17 protein-coding genes, 1 pseudogene and 1 riboswitch are annotated in these 18243 nt (G+C 62.0%); of the genes and pseudogenes, 9 read left to right on the forward strand and 9 right to left on the reverse strand.

Features of this window, described 5'->3' with window-relative positions; all coding sequences use genetic code 11:
• A complete protein-coding gene (yvcK, locus tag SERRSCBI_RS06205; RefSeq protein ID WP_033642237.1) occupies positions 1 to 918 on the reverse strand; it encodes a uridine diphosphate-N-acetylglucosamine-binding protein YvcK in 918 nt (305 codons plus the stop codon).
• 336 nt (positions 919 to 1254) lie between these two features.
• Positions 1255 to 1399, forward strand: a riboswitch (molybdenum cofactor riboswitch).
• Here yvcK and moaA point away from each other — a divergent pair.
• The 6 genes and pseudogenes from moaA (at position 1386) to SERRSCBI_RS06230 (ending at position 4947) form a co-directional block, all read left to right on the forward strand.
• On the forward strand, positions 1386 to 2372 hold the full coding sequence (gene moaA, locus SERRSCBI_RS06210) for a GTP 3',8-cyclase MoaA (RefSeq protein ID WP_042783883.1): 987 nt from the start codon (positions 1386 to 1388) through the stop codon (positions 2370 to 2372). It overlaps the preceding riboswitch by 14 nt.
• A 24-nt stretch (positions 2373 to 2396) precedes the next feature.
• The gene (gene moaB / locus SERRSCBI_RS06215; protein ID WP_033642238.1) at positions 2397 to 2912 is read left to right on the forward strand and encodes a molybdenum cofactor biosynthesis protein B; all 516 of its coding nucleotides are present in this window, start codon (positions 2397 to 2399) and stop codon (positions 2910 to 2912) included.
• A gap of 3 nt (positions 2913 to 2915) precedes the next feature.
• Entirely contained in the window at positions 2916 to 3395 is a 480-nt protein-coding gene (moaC, locus tag SERRSCBI_RS06220) for a cyclic pyranopterin monophosphate synthase MoaC (protein WP_025301929.1), read from the forward strand.
• Positions 3392 to 3634, forward strand: a pseudogene (moaD, locus tag SERRSCBI_RS23985) (molybdopterin synthase sulfur carrier subunit); the annotation flags it as partial. The gene moaC and the pseudogene moaD, both read left to right, overlap by 4 nt.
• A gap of 4 nt (positions 3635 to 3638) precedes the next feature.
• Positions 3639 to 4106, forward strand: coding sequence for a molybdopterin synthase catalytic subunit MoaE (moaE, locus tag SERRSCBI_RS06225; protein WP_042783885.1), 468 nt, complete (start codon positions 3639 to 3641; stop codon positions 4104 to 4106).
• A gap of 130 nt (positions 4107 to 4236) precedes the next feature.
• Complete coding sequence (locus tag SERRSCBI_RS06230; RefSeq protein ID WP_004939761.1) at positions 4237 to 4947, forward strand: Bax inhibitor-1/YccA family protein; 711 nt, start codon at positions 4237 to 4239, stop codon at positions 4945 to 4947.
• Positions 4948 to 5017: 70 nt separating this feature from the next.
• Here SERRSCBI_RS06230 and SERRSCBI_RS06235 read toward each other — a convergent pair whose 3' ends face one another.
• From SERRSCBI_RS06235 to cecR, 5 genes are read right to left on the reverse strand one after another with little or no spacing between them, the layout of a single operon-like run.
• Positions 5018 to 6124, reverse strand: a complete 1107-nt coding sequence (locus tag SERRSCBI_RS06235; protein WP_042783886.1) for an ABC transporter permease — start codon at positions 6122 to 6124, stop codon at positions 5018 to 5020.
• Between the two features lie 12 nt (positions 6125 to 6136).
• Positions 6137 to 7291, reverse strand: a complete 1155-nt coding sequence (locus SERRSCBI_RS06240) for an ABC transporter permease (protein ID WP_042783887.1) — start codon at positions 7289 to 7291, stop codon at positions 6137 to 6139.
• A complete protein-coding gene (locus SERRSCBI_RS06245) occupies positions 7288 to 9024 on the reverse strand; it encodes an ATP-binding cassette domain-containing protein (RefSeq protein ID WP_042783888.1) in 1737 nt (578 codons plus the stop codon). Before SERRSCBI_RS06245 ends, SERRSCBI_RS06240 begins: the two co-directional genes overlap by 4 nt.
• 8 nt (positions 9025 to 9032) lie before the next feature.
• Positions 9033 to 10019: a secretion protein HlyD gene (gene hlyD / locus SERRSCBI_RS06250; RefSeq protein ID WP_033652365.1), complete on the reverse strand. Its 987-nt coding sequence runs from the start codon at positions 10017 to 10019 to the stop codon at positions 9033 to 9035.
• Between the two features lie 18 nt (positions 10020 to 10037).
• Positions 10038 to 10736: a transcriptional regulator CecR gene (gene cecR / locus SERRSCBI_RS06255; protein WP_033642245.1), complete on the reverse strand. Its 699-nt coding sequence runs from the start codon at positions 10734 to 10736 to the stop codon at positions 10038 to 10040.
• Between the two features lie 297 nt (positions 10737 to 11033).
• On the opposite strand from cecR, the gene rhlE reads away from it, so the two are divergent.
• The 3 genes from rhlE (at position 11034) to dusC (ending at position 14505) form a co-directional block, all read left to right on the forward strand.
• Positions 11034 to 12413, forward strand: a complete 1380-nt coding sequence (gene rhlE, locus SERRSCBI_RS06260; protein WP_042783890.1) for an ATP-dependent RNA helicase RhlE — start codon at positions 11034 to 11036, stop codon at positions 12411 to 12413.
• 115 nt (positions 12414 to 12528) lie between these two features.
• Positions 12529 to 13488 carry a D-2-hydroxyacid dehydrogenase family protein gene (locus SERRSCBI_RS06265; protein WP_042783891.1) on the forward strand — a complete coding sequence of 320 codons (960 nt, stop codon included), beginning with the start codon at positions 12529 to 12531 and terminating at the stop codon, positions 13486 to 13488.
• Between the two features lie 84 nt (positions 13489 to 13572).
• A complete protein-coding gene (gene dusC, locus SERRSCBI_RS06270; RefSeq protein WP_033652368.1) occupies positions 13573 to 14505 on the forward strand; it encodes a tRNA dihydrouridine(16) synthase DusC in 933 nt (310 codons plus the stop codon).
• 41 nt (positions 14506 to 14546) lie between these two features.
• Here the strand turns inward: dusC and SERRSCBI_RS06275 are convergent, their stop codons facing one another.
• From SERRSCBI_RS06275 to SERRSCBI_RS06285, 3 genes are all read right to left on the reverse strand, one after another.
• Positions 14547 to 14813: a hypothetical protein gene (locus SERRSCBI_RS06275; RefSeq protein WP_033642249.1), complete on the reverse strand. Its 267-nt coding sequence runs from the start codon at positions 14811 to 14813 to the stop codon at positions 14547 to 14549.
• Positions 14814 to 15059: 246 nt separating this feature from the next.
• Positions 15060 to 16106, reverse strand: a complete 1047-nt coding sequence (gene fbpC / locus SERRSCBI_RS06280) for a ferric ABC transporter ATP-binding protein (protein WP_033642250.1) — start codon at positions 16104 to 16106, stop codon at positions 15060 to 15062.
• 11 nt (positions 16107 to 16117) lie between these two features.
• Entirely contained in the window at positions 16118 to 18196 is a 2079-nt protein-coding gene (locus tag SERRSCBI_RS06285) for an iron ABC transporter permease (RefSeq protein ID WP_042783893.1), read from the reverse strand.
• Positions 18197 to 18243: the final 47 nt, after the last annotated feature.

Consider the following 18243-nt stretch of genomic DNA (forward strand, 5'->3'; position numbering starts at 1 on the left):
TTAGCGGCGGTCGGCCAGCTCCACCAGCGCTTGATCCAGCGCCTGGCGCAGCAGCTGGCGATCGTGGCGATAAGGGATGTCGCTCGCTTCCAGCGGTTGCTGAATCACCACCCGATCCTGCACTTCACTGGCGTCCACCGCCGGGCCGACGATCAGCGCATCGATCATTCGGCGGCCGATCTTCTCTTCCATCAGCGTCAGCTTATCCTTTAACGACAGCGCCGCGGCGGCCACGCTCAGCTCGCGGCCGAGGTTGCCGATATAGATCATGCTGGCGCTGCTGCGGCGCAGCGCCTGGGTGAGATCGTCGAGCAGCAGCAGCGGCATCAGGCTGGTGAGAAAACTGCCCGGCCCAATCAGGATCACGTCGGCCTGCGCGATGGCGTCCAGCGCTTCGCGCGTGGCGTTGACCGGGGGAGACAGCATCAGCTCCTGCGGCATATGAGTCAGTTGGTCAACATTCACTTCACCGTAAACATGGTTGCCTTCGTGATCGTGCGCCATCAAATCCACCGGCTGTTCCGACATCGGGATCAACGCCGCGTCCACCTTCAACAGGCTGCGCACCAGGTTGATCGCTTCCAGCGGGCGCACGCTCAGATGATCCAGCGCTTTCAACATCAGGTTGCCGAGGTTATGGCCGGCCAGTTCGCCGTTGCCGCTGAAGCGGTATTCGAACATCGCCGAGGCGACGCTCGGCTCGGTGATCAGCTGGTTGAGACAGTTGCGGGTATCGCCCCAGGCTATACCGCCTTCCGAACGGCGGATGCGGCCGGTGGAACCGCCGTTGTCGGTGGTGGTAACGATGCCGGTCAGGCGGGAGCCTAAGGACGACAGGGCCGACATCACACGGCCCAGGCCGTGTCCGCCGCCCAACGCCACCACGCGGTCGAGATCGGCCAGGGTACGATTACGCATAAATTTCCTTACAAAGGGGCTGAACTGCCCGCATAAGGTAGCGGATCCGGCGTAAAAACGCGATATACCCGTTATCCTTGACGTTGCCTCTGGGGTGAACGCGCTTGCCGTCGGGAGGCGACGCCCATCATTTAGGGGATAAAGAGTGCCATTTGCGTGATTCTGGTCAATTCGCCCTCGTAAGCGATGTTTATCATGGTTTACCCGATTACGCGGCGTCTAAAAACGCTGTATAGACAGTTATATAGCGAATTAACGCGTTGGCTATCGTTGCCGATTAGCGCTAGAATTATGCTGAAAACCACGGTTTCATTCCGGCTACTCAAGGTAGCGGGAAGAGAAATCAAACTCCTAGCCCCTGCGCCTACGTTGTTCATCCGGAACGATATGGCGCCTGGGCCGTGGCGAAGTCAGCCACCAGGGTGCAGAGGGGAAACGCTCGCATCTCCCGACTTTGGAAAGGTGTTATGGTACCGCAACTCATTGATGCTTATGAGCGCAAGTTCTATTACCTGCGCTTGTCGATCACCGACGTGTGCAACTTTCGTTGCACCTACTGTCTGCCCGACGGCTACAAGCCGAGCGGCAGCCCGAAAAGCTTCCTGTCGCTGGATGAAATCCGCCGCGTCAGCCGCGCGTTCGCCGAACTGGGCACCGAAAAGGTGCGCCTGACCGGCGGCGAGCCTTCGCTGCGCCGCGACTTTACCGAGATCATCGCCGCCGTGCGGGAAAATCCGGCCATTCGCACGCTGGCGGTCACCACCAACGGCTACCGTCTGGCGCGCGACGTCGCCGCCTGGCGTGACGCCGGTCTGACGGCGATCAACGTCAGCATCGACAGTCTGGATCCCCGCCAGTTTCACGCCATTACCGGTCAGGACAAGTTCCGCCAGGTGATAGACGGCATCGACGCCGCCTTCAGCGCCGGTTTCAGCAAGGTCAAGGTCAACGCCGTGCTGATGCGCGACGTCAATCACCAGCAACTCGGCGCGTTTCTCGCCTGGATCAAGGATCGGCCGATCCAGCTGCGCTTTATCGAACTGATGGAAACCGGCGAGGGCGGCGAACTGTTTCGCAAACACCACGTTTCCGGCGAAGTGATTCGCCTGCAGTTGGAGCAGCAGGGCTGGCAGCGCCAGGCGCGCGGCCGCAGCGACGGCCCGGCGCAGGTGTTCAGCCACCCGGACTACCAGGGTGAGGTGGGTCTTATCATGCCGTATGAAAAAGACTTCTGCGCCAGCTGCAACCGGCTGCGCGTTTCTTCCATCGGCAATCTGCATCTGTGCCTGTTCGGCGAGCAGGGGGTGCCCCTGCGCGATCTGCTGGCGGACGACGGCCAGCTCGACGCGCTGAAGGCACGCATTCAGAGCGGGCTGCTGAGCAAGAAGCAGACCCATTTCCTGCATCAGGGTAACAGTGGGATCACCCAGAACCTGTCGTTTATCGGCGGCTGACAGCCAATAGGAGCTTATTGAACCATGAGCCATGCGAGCAGCGAGTTTATTCCGGCGCATATCGCCATCCTGACCGTGTCCGACAGCCGCGGCGCGGCGGAAGACACCTCCGGCCAATATCTGCAGGAAGCGGCGCAGGAAGCTGGCCATCAGGTGGTGGATCGCGCCATCGTCAAAGATGACATTTACCAGATCCGCGCACGGGTTTCCGCGTGGATCGCCGATGACAACGTGCAGGCGGTGCTGATCACCGGCGGCACCGGTTTTACCGCGCGAGACAACACGCCGGAAGCGCTGTTGCCGCTGTTCGACAGAGAGGTGGAAGGGTTCGGCGAACTGTTCCGCATGGTGTCGTACGAAGAGATCGGCACCGCGACGATCCAGTCGCGCGCGCTGGCCGGCCTGGCCAACCGCACGGTGATTTTCGCCATGCCGGGCTCCACCCGCGCCTGCCGCACCGCCTGGGAGCGGATTATCGAAGAGCAGTTGGACGCGCGCCATCGCCCGTGCAACTTCCAGCCCCATTTGAAGAAGCCCTGAGTCATGACACAGCTAACCCACATTAACGCCGCCGGCGAAGCCCATATGGTCGACGTTTCCGCCAAGGCCGAAACGGTGCGCGAGGCGCGCGCCGAAGCCTTCGTCGATATGCTGCCCGCCACGCTGGCGATGATCGTCGACGGCAGCCATCACAAGGGCGACGTGTTCGCCACGGCGCGCATCGCCGGCATTCAGGCGGCCAAACGCACTTGGGAACTGATCCCGCTGTGCCACCCGCTGATGTTGAGCAAGGTCGAAGTGCAGCTGGAGGCGCAAACGGAGCACAGCCGGGTGCGCATTGAAACCTGCTGCCGGCTGACCGGCAAAACCGGCGTCGAGATGGAAGCGCTGACCGCCGCCTCGGTGGCGGCATTGACCATCTATGACATGTGCAAAGCGGTACAGAAAGACATGGTGATCGGCCCGGTGCGCCTGCTGGCGAAAAGCGGCGGCAAATCCGGCGATTTTAAGGTGAACGCATGATCGATATTCTTTTCTTCGCGCAGGTGCGCGAACTGGTGGGCACCGGCGCGCTGTCGATGCCGGCGGATTACCCGACCGTCGAGGCGCTGCGTCAGGCGCTGTGCGCGCGCGGTGATCGCTGGGCGCTGGCGCTGGAGTCCGGCAAACTGCTGGCGGCGGTCAATCAGTCGCTGGTGGCGGCGGATCACCCGCTGCGCGCCGGCGATGAAGTGGCCTTCTTCCCGCCGGTTACCGGGGGTAAGCATGGAAAACACCCGCATTCGCGTGGGCGAAGCGCCGTTCAACGTCGGCGACGAGTATCAGTGGCTGGCGCAGTGCGACGCCGACGGCGCGGTGGTGACCTTCACCGGCAAGGTGCGCAACCATAACCTAGGGGACGACGTCAGCGCGCTGACGCTGGAACACTACCCCGGCATGACCGAGAAGGCGCTGGCGGAGATCGTGGCCGAGGCGCGCAGCCGTTGGCCGCTGCAGCGCGTGACGGTGATCCACCGCGTCGGCGCGCTGTATCCCGGCGACGAGATCGTGTTCGTCGGCGTGACCGGCGCGCACCGCGGCATGGCGTTCGCCGCCAGCGAGTTCATCATGGACTACCTGAAGACCCGCGCACCGTTCTGGAAGCGCGAAGTGACCGGCAAGGGCGATCGTTGGGTGGACGCTCGCGACAGCGATCGTCAGGCCGCGCAGCGCTGGCATGACGCGGCTAAATAACGCCTCAACAGCGGAAACAAATCAAGACCTTTGCCGCTTTCGCGCGGCTTATTCTGTGGTACGCTTATAGCAGGCGAAGCCCCGTTTACGGGGCTTCGGAATCTTGTTTACAACGCAAAAGGTAACCGTCATGGACCGATATCCACGCTCTAATGGTTCAATCGTCGAACGTGCCAACAGCGGCATTCAGGCCTACATGGCGCAGGTTTACGGCTGGATGACCTGCGGTCTGCTGCTGACGGCGTTCGTTTCCTGGTATGCGGCCAATACGCCCGCGATCCTCAACTTCATCTTCTCCAGCCAGATCACCTTCTTCGGTCTGATCATCGCCCAGTTGGCGCTGGTGTTCGTGATTTCCGGCATGGTCAACCGCCTGAGCGGCGCGGTGGCCACCTCGCTGTTCATGCTGTACTCGGCGCTGACCGGGCTGACGCTGTCGAGCATCTTCATCGCGTACACCTACAGCTCGATCGCCAGCACTTTCGTAGTCACCGCCGGCATGTTCGGCGCGATGAGCCTGTACGGCTACACCACCAAGCGCGATCTGAGCGGCTTTGGCAGCATGTTGTTCATGGCGCTGATCGGCATCGTGCTGGCTTCGCTGGTGAACATCTGGCTGAAAAGCACCGCGCTGATGTGGGCGATTACCTACATCGGAGTGGTGGTGTTCGTCGGCCTGACCGCGTACGACACGCAGAAACTCAAGGCGATGGGCGAGCAGCTGAACGCCGATGATAAAGACGGCTTCCGCAAGTACGCCATCGTCGGCGCGCTGACGCTGTATCTCGACTTCATCAACCTGTTCCTGATGTTGCTGCGCATTTTCGGCAACCGCCGCTAAAGCCGTCGTCTTTCATGCCTTAGGGTATTTGGCGATCAAAAAGCTCTGCATGTGACATGCAGAGCTTTTTTTATGCGATCTTGCGGCGGAACAGCGCGTAGGCGGCGCTGCCGGTGGTGGCGGTGATCACCAGCAGCGGCCACAGGCTGCGCCAGATAATGCTGAAGCTGGCGTCCTTCAGGTAGATCTGCTTGGTGATGTCGGTGAAGTGGCGTATCGGGTTCACCCAGGTCAGATCCTGCAGCCACACCGGCATATTCTCCACCGGCGAGACATACCCCGAGAGCAGGATCGCCGGCATCATGAACACGAACACGCCGATAAACGCCTGCTGCTGAGTGGCGCACAGCGACGAGATCAGCAGGCCGAAACCGACCAGCGACAGCCCGTAGATCAACATGGTGGCGTAGAACAGCAGCAGCGATCCGGCGAACGGGATCTGATACAGGAAGATGCCGATCAACAGCACGATGCTGGCCTGGAAGCTGGCGACGATCAGCGCCGGCACCGCCTTGCCGATAAAGATCTGCCAGGTGGTGAGCGGCGAGACCAGCAGCTGTTCCAGCGTGCCCTGTTCACGTTCGCGCGCCACCGACAGCGAGGTGACGATCAGCACGCCGATGGTGGTGATCATGGCGATCAGCGACGGCACCACGAACCATTTGTAGTCCAGATTCGGGTTATACCAGTTGCGCACCACCAGTTCGCTGTTGTTGGGTTTCGCGCGCTTGCCGAGCAGCTCGTTCTGATATTCCTGCACGATCTGCTGCACGTAGTTGGCGGCGATCTGCGCGCTGTTGGAGTTGCGCCCGTCGAGCAGCAGCTGCAGCGGCGCGGTATTGCCGGCGGCGATATCGCGCGAGAACTGCGCCGGGAAGCGGATCAGCAGCAGCGCCCGCTGGTTGTCGATGGTGGTCTTTATCTCCTGCGGATTGCGCAGCAGCAGGACATGGGAGAAGGCTTTGGCCTTGGCGAAGCGCTGGGTCAGCTCCACCGAGGCCTGGCCGCTGTCCTCGCTGTAGACCGCGATGGTGGCGTTGGTGACTTCCAGCGTCGCGGCGAACGGGAACAGCAGCACCTGCAGGATCACCGGCATGATCAGGATGGCGCGGGTTTGCGGATCGCGCAGCAGCGCCTGCATTTCCTTGATGATGAGCGTCAACAGACGGTGAAACATCACTCTTTCTCCTCAATCCAGCCGGCGCTGGGTTTTCCAGGCCGTCAGGCCGATGAACACCACGGCGGAAGCGATCAGGAACAGCAGATTGATCGCCAGCACGGTGCCGACGTTGCCCGCCAGGAACAGCGTTTGCAGCGTGCTGACGAAGTAACGCGCGGGAATGATGTAGGTCACCGCGCGTACGATGGCCGGCATGCTGTCGATCTGGAAGATGAAGCCGGACAGCATGATCGACGGCAGGAAGGCGGCGTTCAGCGCCACCATCGCCGCGTTGAACTGGTTGCGGGTGAGGGTGGAGATCAGCAGGCCCATGCCGAGGGTGCTGGCGAGGAACAGGCTGCTGATCAGCAGCAGGATCGGCAGCGAACCGCGATAGGGCACGCCGAGCACCCAGACCGCCACCGCCATGCACAGCGCCATGGCGATCATGCCGAGGAAGTAATACGGGATCAGCTTGGAGAGCAGCAGCTCGCTGCGCGTCACCTGGGTGGAGAGCAGGGCTTCCATGGTGCCGCGCTCCCATTCGCGGGCGATCACCAGCGAGGTGAGAATGGCGCCGATCACCGTCATGATGATGGTGATGGCGCCGGGAATGATGTAGTGCCGGCTGATGGCCGCCGGATTGAACCAGTAGCGCATCTGCACGTCAATCAGCGGCTTGTCGTTGCTCCCCCGATCGGCGGCGCGCTGCTGCTGCCAAACTTGCCATACGCCCTGGGCATAGCCCTGCACGAAGTTGGCGGTGTTCGGCTCGCTGCCGTCGGTGATCACCTGGATGGGGGCGCTGTCGTGCGGGCGCGCCATGCGCTGGTCGAAATCCACCGGGATCACCACCAGGCCGCGGATCGTGCCGGCCTGCATCTGCTGGATCAACTGCTGGCGGTTGTCGCTGATGGTTGGTTCGATATAGGGCGAACCGGCGAACGCCTGGGCCAGATCGCGCGCGTCTTCGCTCTGTTGCTCCATCAGAATGCCCAGATGCAGCTTGCTGGAGTCCAGGTTGATGCCGTAGCCGAAGATAAACAGCAGCATCAGCGGGATAACGAAGGCGATCAGGCCGCTGCTGGGATCGCGCAGTATTTGCCGCGTCTCCTTCAGGCACAGCGCGCGCAGTCGGCGCCAGGAGAAGCCGCCGTCGTCGATTGGGGCTCGGTTGTCGCTCACCGTGGTTCCTCCTCGTCGTAGCCCTGCACCAGTTCGATAAACGCCTGTTCCATCGAGGGGTTGGGGTTGTCGTCGCGCGCTACCTGTTGTTTGAGATCGTCCGGCGTGCCGGCGGCGATGATCTTGCCGCGATACACCAGGCCGATGCGGTCGCAGTATTCCGCCTCGTCCATAAAGTGGGTGGTCACCATCACCGTGACGCCCTTGTCGACCATGCCGTTGATGTGCAGCCAGAACTCGCGCCGCGTCAGCGGATCGACGCCGGAAGTCGGTTCGTCGAGGAACAGAATATCCGGTTCGTGCATCAGCGCGCAGGCCAGCGCCAGGCGTTGCTTGAAGCCGAGCGGCAGGGCATCCGGCGTCTGATCGAGGATCGGCGCGAAGTTGAAGGCGCGGGACATCTCGTCGATTTTGTCGCGCTGCGCCTTGCCGCTCAGGCCGTAGACCCCGGAGAAGAACTTCAGGTTCTGCGCCACCGTCAGGTTGCCGTACAGCGAGAATTTTTGCGCCATGTAGCCGAGGCGTTGGCGCGCCTTGCCGGAACTGGTCTTCAGATCCATCCCCAGCACCAGCGCCTTGCCGCCGGACGGCACCAGCAGGCCGCACATCATTTTGAAGGTGGTGGACTTGCCGGCGCCGTTCGGGCCGAGCAGGCCGAAGATTTCGCCGCGCCGCACCTGAAAATCGACGTGATCGGTGGCGGCGAAATCGCCGAATTTCTTGGTCAGTTGCACCGCTTCGATCACCGTTTCACCGCTTTCTCCGTCAACGGTCGGCATGATCTCCGCCAGCGCCGAGCGATGGTTGGGGCCGCCGCCGAGCAGATCGATAAACGCATCCTCGAAGCGCGGATCCGCTTCGTCCAGTTCGGCGTCCGGCAGATCCAGCGTCTGCAGCAGCTGCCGATGATCTTCGCCTTCTTTCAGGATCAGGCGCAGGTACTTGCCCTGGATCACGCCGTCGGTGACCGCCGGCAGGCAGATCGCCCGCTGCAGCAACGATCGATGGCTGCCGGGCGGCGCGGCGATCAATACCGTGCGTCCGGCCATGCGCTGGGTCAGATCCTGCGGCGCGCCGCTGAACAGCAGCTCGCCCTCGTTGAGCAGCAGCACTTCGCGACACTGCTCGGCCTCGTCGAGATAAGAGGTGCTCCACAGGATCAACATGCCGTCATTGGCCAGCTCGTGCACCATGCGCCACAGCTCGCGGCGCGAGATCGGATCGACGCCGACGCCCGGTTCGTCCAGCAGCAGCACCTGGGGTTCGCCCACCAGCGTGCAGGCCAGTCCCAGTTTTTGCTTCATGCCGCCGGACAGCTTGCCCGCCAGACGCCCGGTGAAGCGGGTCAGATCGGTGAATTTCAGCAGCCGTTCGAAGGTCTGGCGGCGAAGATCGCCGGTGACGCCGCGCAGATCGGCGTACAGCGTCAGGTTCTCCATCACCGTCAGATCCTCATACAGCCCGAACTTCTGCGGCATGTAGCCGAGGATCGCATGCAGTTGGCGATCCTGGCCGATCGGATCCAGCCCGGCGACCCGCAGTTTGCCGCTGCTTGGCTTCAGCAGCCCGGCCAGCATGCGCAGCAGGGTGGTTTTGCCGGCGCCGTCCGGGCCGACCAGCCCGATGACCGCGCCGCTGCGCAGGGTGGTGGTCAGGCTGGCGACCGCCGGTTTCTCAAGCGACGGGAAGCGCTTTTCCAGCCCTTCCAACTCGATGGTGTGCGCCTGTTCCATGGCCGGCCTCAGGGTTTGGCGAAGCGCAGGGTGACCGGCATGCCCTGACGCAGCGCATCGTCGGCGTCGGTGACGATCACCCGCAGGCGATACACCAGATCGGTGCGCAGATCCGGCGTTTCAACGCTTTTCGGCGTGAATTCCGCGGTCGGCGAGACGAAACCGATCTTGCCGTGGTAAGGCTTGCCGGGGCGGCCGTCGGTGTAGATCTCCAGCTCGGTGCCGGGCACCGCCTGGTTCAGGCTGGTTTCGTTGACGTAGGCGCGCACCCACACCGGCCGGGTCAACGACAGGGTGAACACCGTGCCGCCGGCGCCGAGCATGGTGCCCGGCTCTACCGCACGGGTCAGCACCGTGCCGGCGGAAGGGGAGAGCAGCGTGGCGTCTTGCAGGTTCAATTGCGCCTGCGCCAACGCCGCTTCGCTTTGCGCCACCTCGGCCTTGGCCTGTTCAATTTCTTGCGGGCGGTTGCCGCTGCGGTATTGCGACAGTTTGTCTTTCGCCGCTTGCAGGTTGGCCTGCGCCTGGTTGCGGGCGGTGCGCGCATCTTCCAGCGCGTCGGCGGAGGTGGCGTTTTTCGCCCACAGCCCTTGCTGGCGCTTCAGGAAACTGTCGGCGTAGGCGAAAGCGGACTGGCGCTGCGCCATTTCTGACTGCACCTGGGCTATCTCTTCGCTGCGATAGCCAGCCTGCAGCAGCGACAGTTTGGCGCGCGCGCTGCCGACGTTGGCTTCGGCCTGTTGCAGCGCGTTGCGGTAGGGAGCATCGTCCAGTTTGCCGAGCAGCTGGCCCGGCTGAACGGTATCGCCTTCATCCACCGTCAGCGACGCCAGGCGGCCGTCGACGCGAAAGCCGAGGTTGACCGTGCGGATATCGACGTTGCCGTACAGCGTCAGCGGCCGCTCCTGCTGCTGTTGGTAATGCCATACCCCGTAAGCGACGGCCGCGATCAGCAGAATCAACAACACGATCAAGGCACTGCGTTTTTTGTTCATAACACTCCCTGCCTGAATTTACGCGCCGTGACGTTGGCGCAGCCCAATAACTAAAATCTCGATATGCTCGCTCAGCACCGCCGCGATTTGCGCCGCTTCGCCCTCACCAATCTCTTGCCAGCCGGCCTGACGGCGGATGGTCTCCCGCGCTACGCGGAACGACAGCACCTCGCCGATCAGCGCATGGGTATGCAACACGAGGCGGGCAGCGCGTTCGTCGATGCCGGTGGCGGCCGACAGCAGGCGGCACAGCCGTTCGTGCATCGGCGCGATCACCTGGCGGTGGATCAGCGGGTAGGCGTCGGTTGGGGCAAGCTGTTCGCGCGACATGATTTTGCTCAGATTCAGCGTGTGCGGCTGGGTCATCAGCTCGCTGAAGGCCAGCAGGCCACGCTGCAGCAAACGCAGCGCCGCGTCGGGCGATCGCTGTGCGGCAGGCTGCTGCCCAAAGCGATCGACCTCTTCGGCCAGCGGGGCGAACGCCTGCTGGATGAAATCGGCGAGCGACTGCGCCACGGCCAGATACAGCCCCTCTTTGGAGCTGAAGTAGTAGGTGATGGCGGCGATATTCTGGCCGGCGCGCTGGGCGATATCGCGGGTGGTGGCGCCCTGCAGGCCGTATTCACCGAACAGGTCGGTCGCCGCGGCGAGCAGTTGCCGACGCGTTTGCTCGCCGCGCGCCCGGCCGGCGGCCTGATGAGGGACGGAAGCTGGCATAGGTCACGCTCAAAGTTAATCAATCATATGATTAACTTTATGCCAGATTGTTTAAAACGCAACCGCTAACCACAATGAGTTATGTGACCGACTTCAGATAATGCTGAATTTACGGCAGATTGTGCTCTCTGCACGTAAAAGTGCTTTTTATTGCGCGACTTCTGTTACAATCGCCGCCTGGTGCACTGCAGTTTGTGCCAATCCCTCGTGGTCATGCTTAATGCCCCGTCTGATCATCCTCCCAGGAAACTGCACCGAACACTGTTAGGTTAGGGGGGATCTGGAGTTTTTCTCTTTATGTCATTTGAAACCCTCGGCTTAAGTGCTGAAATTGTGCGCGCTGTTGAAGAACAGGGCTATCGCGAACCGACGCCAATTCAGCGTCAGGCTATCCCTGTCGTGCTGGAAGGTCGTGACCTGATGGCCAGCGCCCAGACCGGCACCGGTAAAACCGCCGGTTTTACCCTGCCGCTGTTGCAGCTGCTGAGCAAGCATGACCATCCGGTCAAAGGCCGTCGCCCGGTGCGCGCGCTGATCCTGACGCCAACCCGTGAGCTGGCGGCGCAGATCGGCGAAAACGTCGATGCCTACAGCAAACACCTGCGCCTGCGTTCGCTGGTGGTGTTTGGCGGCGTGAGCATCAACCCGCAGATGATGAAGCTGCGCGGCGGCGTCGATATCCTGGTGGCGACGCCGGGGCGTCTGCTGGATCTGGAACATCAGAACGCGGTTGACCTGTCCAAAATCGAAATTCTGGTGCTGGACGAAGCGGACCGCATGTTGGACATGGGCTTTATCCACGACATCCGCCGCGTGCTGGCCAAGCTGCCGGCCAAGCGCCAGAACCTGCTGTTCTCCGCAACCTTCTCCGACGACATCAAGGCGCTGGCCAACAAACTGCTGCATAACCCGGCCTCGGTGGAAGTGGCTCGCCGCAATACCGCGTCCGAGCAGATCGAGCAGAGCGTGCACTTCGTCGACAAGAAGCGTAAGCGGGAACTGCTGTCGCAGATGATCGGCGAAGGCGACTGGAAACAGGTGCTGGTCTTTACCCGCACCAAGCACGGCGCCAACCACCTGGCGGAACAGCTGAACAAAGACGGCATCACCGCCGCGGCGATCCACGGCAACAAGAGCCAGGGCGCCCGTACCCGTGCGCTGGCCGATTTTAAAGACGGCCGCATCCGCGTGCTGGTGGCGACCGACATTGCGGCGCGCGGTCTGGATATCGACCAGTTGCCGCACGTGGTGAACTACGAGCTGCCTAACGTGCCGGAAGACTACGTGCACCGCATCGGCCGCACCGGCCGCGCGGAGCGTACCGGCGAAGCCATCTCGCTGGTGTGCGTGGATGAACACAAGCTGCTGCGCGACATCGAGCGTCTGCTGAAGCGTGAAATTCCGCGCATTGCTCTGCCGGGCTACGAGCCGGATCCGACCATCAAGGCCGAGCCGATCATCAACGGCCGCCAGGGTGGCGGACGCGGCGCGCCGCGCGGCAACGGCGGTGGCCAGCGTTCCGGTAACGGCGGCGGTCAGCGCAGCGGTAACGCCAACGGCGGCCAGCGTGAAAACCGTGGCAACGGTAACGGCAACGCTCGCCCGCAGGGTGACGGCCAGCGCCGTTCCGGCGCGCCGGCCTCGCGTCGCCCGCGCAACCGCAAACCGGCCGAATAAGCCCGATTGCGCAAAAGCAAGCCGCCTGTATGGGCGGTCTTTTTTTTTTGCCTGGCGGAACGACATTTTCGTACTAGGCTGGACGGTGGCTATCCCTACATTCCAGGAGACGGAGATGAAATTGAAGTGCGCAATTCTTGATGATTACCAGCAGGTGGCGCTCAAGATGGCGGATTGGTCAGCGCTGGCCGATCGGGTGGAGGTGTCCGCCATCAGCGCGCACTTTACCGATGAGGCGGAGCTGGCGGTGCATCTGCAGGAATGCGACATTCTGGTCATCATGCGCGAGCGCACGCCGATAACCGCCTCGCTGCTGGCGAGGCTGCCGCAGCTGAAGCTGCTGATCACCTCCGGCATGCGCAATGCCGCTATCGATTTGGCCGCCGCCGCCGAGCGCGGCGTGGTGGTGTGCGGCACCCGCAGCGGGTCGGCGGCGCCGATGGAGTTGACCTGGGCGCTGCTGCTCGGGCTGGCCAAGCATATCGTGCCGGAAAGCGCCGGGCTGCGGAACAACGGCCCGTGGCAGCTGGGCTTGGGCGTCACGCTGCAGGGGAAGACGCTGGGGCTGCTGGGGCTGGGCAAGATCGGCGGCCAAATGGCCAAGGTGGCACAGGCGTTCGGCATGCGGGTGCTGGCCTGGAGCCAGAACCTGACGGCGGAACGGGCAGCGCAGGAGGGCGCCCTGCTGGCGCCGTCCAAACGGGCGCTGTTCGAGCAGAGCGATTTTGTCTCCATTCACCTGGTGCTGAGCGATCGCAGCCGCGGGCTGGTAGGGCGGGACGAATTGACGGCGATGAAACCCACCGCTTACCTGATCAACACCTCGCGCGCGGGGATCGTCGATCGGGCGGCGCTGGTGGACGTGCTGCAACAGCGGAAGATTGCCGGCGCCGGGCTGGACGTGTTCGAGACGGAGCCGCTGCCGGCCGACGATGTGTTTCGTCAACTGCCCAACGTGCTGGCGACGCCGCATGTGGGTTACGTGGCGGACGATAACTACCGCGCCTACTTCACCGAGGCGGTCGAGGACATTGCGGCGTTTCTCGCCGGTCAACCGATCCGTCGGCTGAGCTGATGGCGTTTTTAATGCCCGCAGAGGCTTGTCTGACGCGGGCATTCACCCGTATCATTGCGGGTCTTTTTTTAGCTGGGATTGGTCATGCGCGTATTATTGGCTCCGATGGAGGGCGTTCTCGACTCTTTGGTGCGTGAATTACTCACCGAAGTGAACGACTACGATCTGTGCATCACCGAATTTTTGCGCGTGGTCGATCAACTGCTGCCGGCCAAGTCGTTCTATCGGCTGTGCCCGGAGCTGCGTCACGCCAGCCGCACGCCGTCGGGCACGCTGGTGCGGGTACAGCTGCTGGGGCAGTACCCGCAGTGGCTGGCGGAGAACGCCGCGCGCGCGGTGGAATTGGGCTCTTACGGCGTCGATCTCAACTGCGGCTGCCCGTCCAAGCTGGTGAACGGCAGCGGCGGCGGGGCGACGCTGCTCAAAGATCCGGAATTGATCTACCAGGGCGCCAAAGCGATGCGCGCGGCGGTGCCGGCCCATCTGCCGGTCACGGTGAAGGTGCGCTTGGGCTGGGACTCTTCCAATCGCAGCTTTGAAATCGCCGATGCGGTGCAGCAGGCGGGCGCCAGCGAACTGACGGTGCACGGCCGCACCAAAGAGGACGGCTATAAGGCGGATCGCATCAACTGGGCGGCGATCGGCGAGATCCGTCAGCGGCTGAGCATCCCGGTTGTCGCCAACGGCGAGATCTGGGATTACCAGAGCGCGCAGGATTGCCTGCAGACGACCGGCTGCGACGCCATCATGCTGGGGCGCGGCGCGCTCAACGTGCCGAACCTGAGCCGGGTGGTGAAATATAACGAACCGCGCATGCCCTGGCCGCAGGTGGTTGAGCTGCTGCAAAAATACGTCCATCTGGAAAAGCAGGGCGACACCGGCCTGTATCACGTGGCGCGCATTAAACAGTGGCTGGGTTATTTGCGTAAAGAATATGATGAAGCAACTGAACTGTTCAGCGAAATACGCGCGCTGACGACGTCCGGGGATATTGCGCGCGTCATCTGCCGCAGCTGAAAATAAACCCGCGCGTGGCGGGTTTATTTAAATCGGCATTATCAGGCGGCTTTATCAAGACGGTTTAATTCTATCTCGATATCCTGAATGGTTTTTTCCAGTCCTTCCAGACAGGCGCCCTGTTTATTCAATAGGTCGTTAATGGCTTCGGCGAATGCCTTATTTTTGCATTCCCCCTGATCGAAGGCCAGCCAGTGTGCGGAGAGCGTCTCGATATTCGACTGCGCGTAGTGGCGCATTTCCTTCAGCTGGGAAGCGACATTGCGTAAATTATCCAGCTGCGCCTGTGCATTTGCATTGTTGCTCATGAATTTCTCCTTGAGTTGGCCGTTAAATAATTTCGACTGCGGGATAAAGCTTACCCTATTTAAATAAAAATATCACCCTGAGTGGTCTGGGTGGTTATTTTTGAGTGGGTGTGGCTATATTTATTGTTCGGCTGAACAAGGACTTGGGTGGAATTGTAAAAATAGATAAATACGGTGTTTTTGGCGATTATTTTCGGCCATCCCGTTCGGGATGGCCGTTATTCTACCCCTTAAGCGTGAGGCCGACTATGCCGCGTCCGCCAGCATAAACATGCCGTAGGGGTGAATTTCCAGATAATACTGCTCGCCGACGTTCGGTTGCAGGCGGGTGGCGTTAACCTGCAGCAAAATCTGTTGCCCGTGCCACGCCACCGTCACCTCATACTGCGGCCCCATGTAGGCGACATGCTGGATCTCGCAGCGCTGGCTTTCATCGCCATGCTCGCTCAGCGTGATCGCTTCCGGCCGCACGCCCACCGTGCCGGCGCCCTGGGCGGCAAAATGCGCCGGGCGCGGCAGGCGATAGCCGCTGATATCGACATGATCGGCGCTGAAGCTGGCCGGGAACAGGTTGGCGTCCCCCATAAAGCTCGCCATAAAGCGCGAGGCGGGCTGCCGATAGAGATCCTGCGGTGAGCCCATCTGCATGATATGCCCCTTGTTCATCACCAGTACGGTGTCGGAGACTGCAAAAGCCTCGCTCTGATCGTGGGTGACGTACAGCGACGTGATATCAAACTGCTTTTGCAGCTCGCGGATCTTTTCGCGCATGCTGCGGCGCAGGTTGGCGTCGAGGTTGCTCAACGGCTCGTCGAACAGCAGCACTTTCGGCTTGAGGATCAGCGCGCGCGCCAGCGCCACGCGCTGCTGTTGGCCGCCGGAGATCTGATCGACATAGCGATCGTCGAACCCCGCCAAGTCCACCATCGCCAGCGCTTCCTGCACGCGCGCTTTCACTTCGGCGCGCGGAATGCCGAGCATCTTCAGGCCATAGCCGACGTTCTCCCCCAGCGACATGTGCGGGAACAGGGCATAAGACTGGAATACCATGCAGATGTCACGCTGCTGGATGGAACGATGGGTGACGTCTTCACCATCAATGAATATCTGCCCGTCGCTCGGTTTTTCCAGCCCGGCGACCAGGCGCAAAATGGTGGTCTTGCCGCAGCCGGAAGGGCCGAGCAGCGTCACCATTTGCCCCCGTGGGATGGTGAGCGTGATGTTATCGATTACCGTGTTGCTGCCGAACCGTTTGGAGACGTTACGCAGTTCAACGAAATTTTTCTGGCTCATCATGGGCTCCATTACGCCTGGTTTTTGGCTTTTGAACGGGAGATGCGTGCCTCGCCGATCAGCCAGTCAAAGAGGAAAATAATCGCCAGCATCACCACGATCAGAATTGAACCGTAGGCGATCGCCACGCCGTATTCGCCGTCTTCCACGCGATTGAGGATGTAGGCGGTGGCCACGCGGGTATCGGGGGTGACCAGGAAGACGATGGCGCTGACGGTGGTGATGGCGCGCACGAAGCTGTAGATCAGCGCCGACAGGATCGCCGGGCGCAGCAGCGGCAGCAGGATGTGCGTGATGGTGCGCAGCGAGCCGGCGCGCAGGCTGAGCGAGGCTTCGTCCAGCGATTTGTCTATCTGGCCCAGCCCGGCGATCCCGGCGCGAATGCCCACCGGCACGTTGCGCATCACCATCGAAATAATCACGATGGCGGCCGTCCCGGTGAGGTACACCGGCGCGCCGTTAAAGGCGAGAATGTAAGAGACGCCGGCCACGGTACCCGGCACCGCAAAGCACAGCATAGTGGTGAACTCGATGGTCTTTTTGCCCTTGAACTGCTGGCGCACCACGATCCAGGCGATCAGCAGGCCGAACGCGGCGGTGATCGGCGCGGCGATCCCGGCGTACAGCAGCGTGTCGAGCAGCGAAGGCCACGCGCCGTCGCTCATGCCCTGGCCGAACAGTTTGATGAAGTTATCCAGCGTCAGCGTGTAATCCACTCCCCAGTTGACGGTGAAGCTGCCGTAGAAAATGCTGCCGTAAAGCAGGGCGTTAAAGGCTACCCACACCGCCAGCAGTGCGATCACGCCCCACACCAGCGTGACCGGCAGCGGCTGCACGTCGCCGCGATATGATTTGCCGGACACGGTGACGTAGGAACGTTTGCCGATCCACATATACTGAATGCAGAACACCAGCAGTGAGAACAGCAGCAGGAAGGCGCCGAGGGTGCTGGCGGCCTGATAATCGAGCTGCGAACCGGTGATGTAAAAATAGATTTGCGTCGCCAGCACGTCGAAGTTGCCGCCGAGCACCAGCGGGTTGCTGAAATCAGCCAGCGATTGCACCACCACGATCAAAAACGCGTTGGCCAGCGCCGGTTTCAGCAGCGGCACGAACACGCCGTTAAAGGTTTGCCAGCGGCTGGCGCGCAGGGTGTAGGAGGCCTCTTCCAGCGAAGGATGAATGGTCTTGATCGCGCCGTCGAGGATCATGAACGCCATCGGGGTGAACGCCAGCACCTGCGCCAGCCAGATGCCGGTAAAGCCGTACAGCCAGTTGGTGTTGGTCAAACCGAACCAGGCCACCATCCACTCGGTGACGTAGCCGGAGCGCCCCATCATCAGCGTGACCCCCAGGCCGACGACGAACGGCGGCGTGACGATGGGCAAGATGGAGAAGATGCGGCCGATAATGGCGCTGCGCCTGGCGATGCGGGTAGTGTAAATCGCCAGCACCAGGCCGAAAAAGGTGCAGCCGGCGCCCACCGCGATCGACAGGGCGATGGAGTTGAGGATCACCTGAATGATATGCGCCTGCGACAGCACGTTCATAAAGGCCAGCGGCGCGAACGCGCCCGTCTGGTCGGTGAACATCGGAATGAAAATCGCGATGCTCGGCCAGACGATGAAGACGCCGATCAGCGTCACGATGGTGACCAGCGCGCCGATAACGAAACGGTCGCCGCCCAGCCAGTCGAGGCGGGTCAGCGCCAGCGTCATGATGGCGCCCAGCGCGGTCAACTGCACCAGGGTGGCGTAGCCTAAACCGCGTCCCGCCACCGTGGCGCTGACAACGATAAAGGCCATGCACAGCAGCGCCCAGCCGGCATCGAACGCGTGGCGGCGCCGCTGCTCACGGCCCGCCGCAGCGTAAGGGCGCAGCAGCAGCAGGCTCGGCAGCAGGCACCAAAGCCAGCTGATATTGCGGTGTGACCAGCCGTAGGCCGCGAGGATCTCTTCGCCGGTGGACTCCAGCAGGCCGTAATCCAGGCTCCAGCTCGGCAGCAGGGCGAACGCCAGCCAGCCAAGCAAAACCCAAAGGGATATCGCATCTCGTTTTTTCACGAGATGGAGTGCATGTGTATGTGACATAAGTTTCCCGGATGTTCAGGCCGGGCAAGCCGTGAGGCTTACCCGGC

Source organism: Serratia sp. SCBI, from assembly GCF_000747565.1.
Lineage (GTDB): Bacteria > Pseudomonadota > Gammaproteobacteria > Enterobacterales > Enterobacteriaceae > Serratia > Serratia ureilytica.

Excerpts from the sequence above, each read along its gene's own strand:
- fbpC (WP_033642250.1), bottom strand. The coding sequence starts at position 16,106 with ATGAGCCAGAAAAATTTCGTTGAACTGCGTAACGTCTCCAAACGGTTC.
- yvcK (WP_033642237.1), bottom strand. The coding sequence starts at position 918 with ATGCGTAATCGTACCCTGGCCGATCTCGACCGCGTGGTGGCGTTGGGC.
- SERRSCBI_RS06230 (WP_004939761.1), top strand. The coding sequence starts at position 4,237 with ATGGACCGATATCCACGCTCTAATGGTTCAATCGTCGAACGTGCCAAC.
- moaE (WP_042783885.1), top strand. The coding sequence starts at position 3,639 with ATGGAAAACACCCGCATTCGCGTGGGCGAAGCGCCGTTCAACGTCGGC.
- SERRSCBI_RS06235 (WP_042783886.1), bottom strand. The coding sequence starts at position 6,124 with ATGTTTCACCGTCTGTTGACGCTCATCATCAAGGAAATGCAGGCGCTG.
- rhlE (WP_042783890.1), top strand. The coding sequence starts at position 11,034 with ATGTCATTTGAAACCCTCGGCTTAAGTGCTGAAATTGTGCGCGCTGTT.
- hlyD (WP_033652365.1), bottom strand. The coding sequence starts at position 10,019 with ATGAACAAAAAACGCAGTGCCTTGATCGTGTTGTTGATTCTGCTGATC.
- dusC (WP_033652368.1), top strand. The coding sequence starts at position 13,573 with ATGCGCGTATTATTGGCTCCGATGGAGGGCGTTCTCGACTCTTTGGTG.
- moaC (WP_025301929.1), top strand. The coding sequence starts at position 2,916 with ATGACACAGCTAACCCACATTAACGCCGCCGGCGAAGCCCATATGGTC.
- SERRSCBI_RS06265 (WP_042783891.1), top strand. The coding sequence starts at position 12,529 with ATGAAATTGAAGTGCGCAATTCTTGATGATTACCAGCAGGTGGCGCTC.
- moaA (WP_042783883.1), top strand. The coding sequence starts at position 1,386 with ATGGTACCGCAACTCATTGATGCTTATGAGCGCAAGTTCTATTACCTG.
- SERRSCBI_RS06275 (WP_033642249.1), bottom strand. The coding sequence starts at position 14,813 with ATGAGCAACAATGCAAATGCACAGGCGCAGCTGGATAATTTACGCAAT.
- moaB (WP_033642238.1), top strand. The coding sequence starts at position 2,397 with ATGAGCCATGCGAGCAGCGAGTTTATTCCGGCGCATATCGCCATCCTG.
- SERRSCBI_RS06245 (WP_042783888.1), bottom strand. The coding sequence starts at position 9,024 with ATGGAACAGGCGCACACCATCGAGTTGGAAGGGCTGGAAAAGCGCTTC.
- cecR (WP_033642245.1), bottom strand. The coding sequence starts at position 10,736 with ATGCCAGCTTCCGTCCCTCATCAGGCCGCCGGCCGGGCGCGCGGCGAG.
- SERRSCBI_RS06285 (WP_042783893.1), bottom strand. The coding sequence starts at position 18,196 with ATGTCACATACACATGCACTCCATCTCGTGAAAAAACGAGATGCGATA.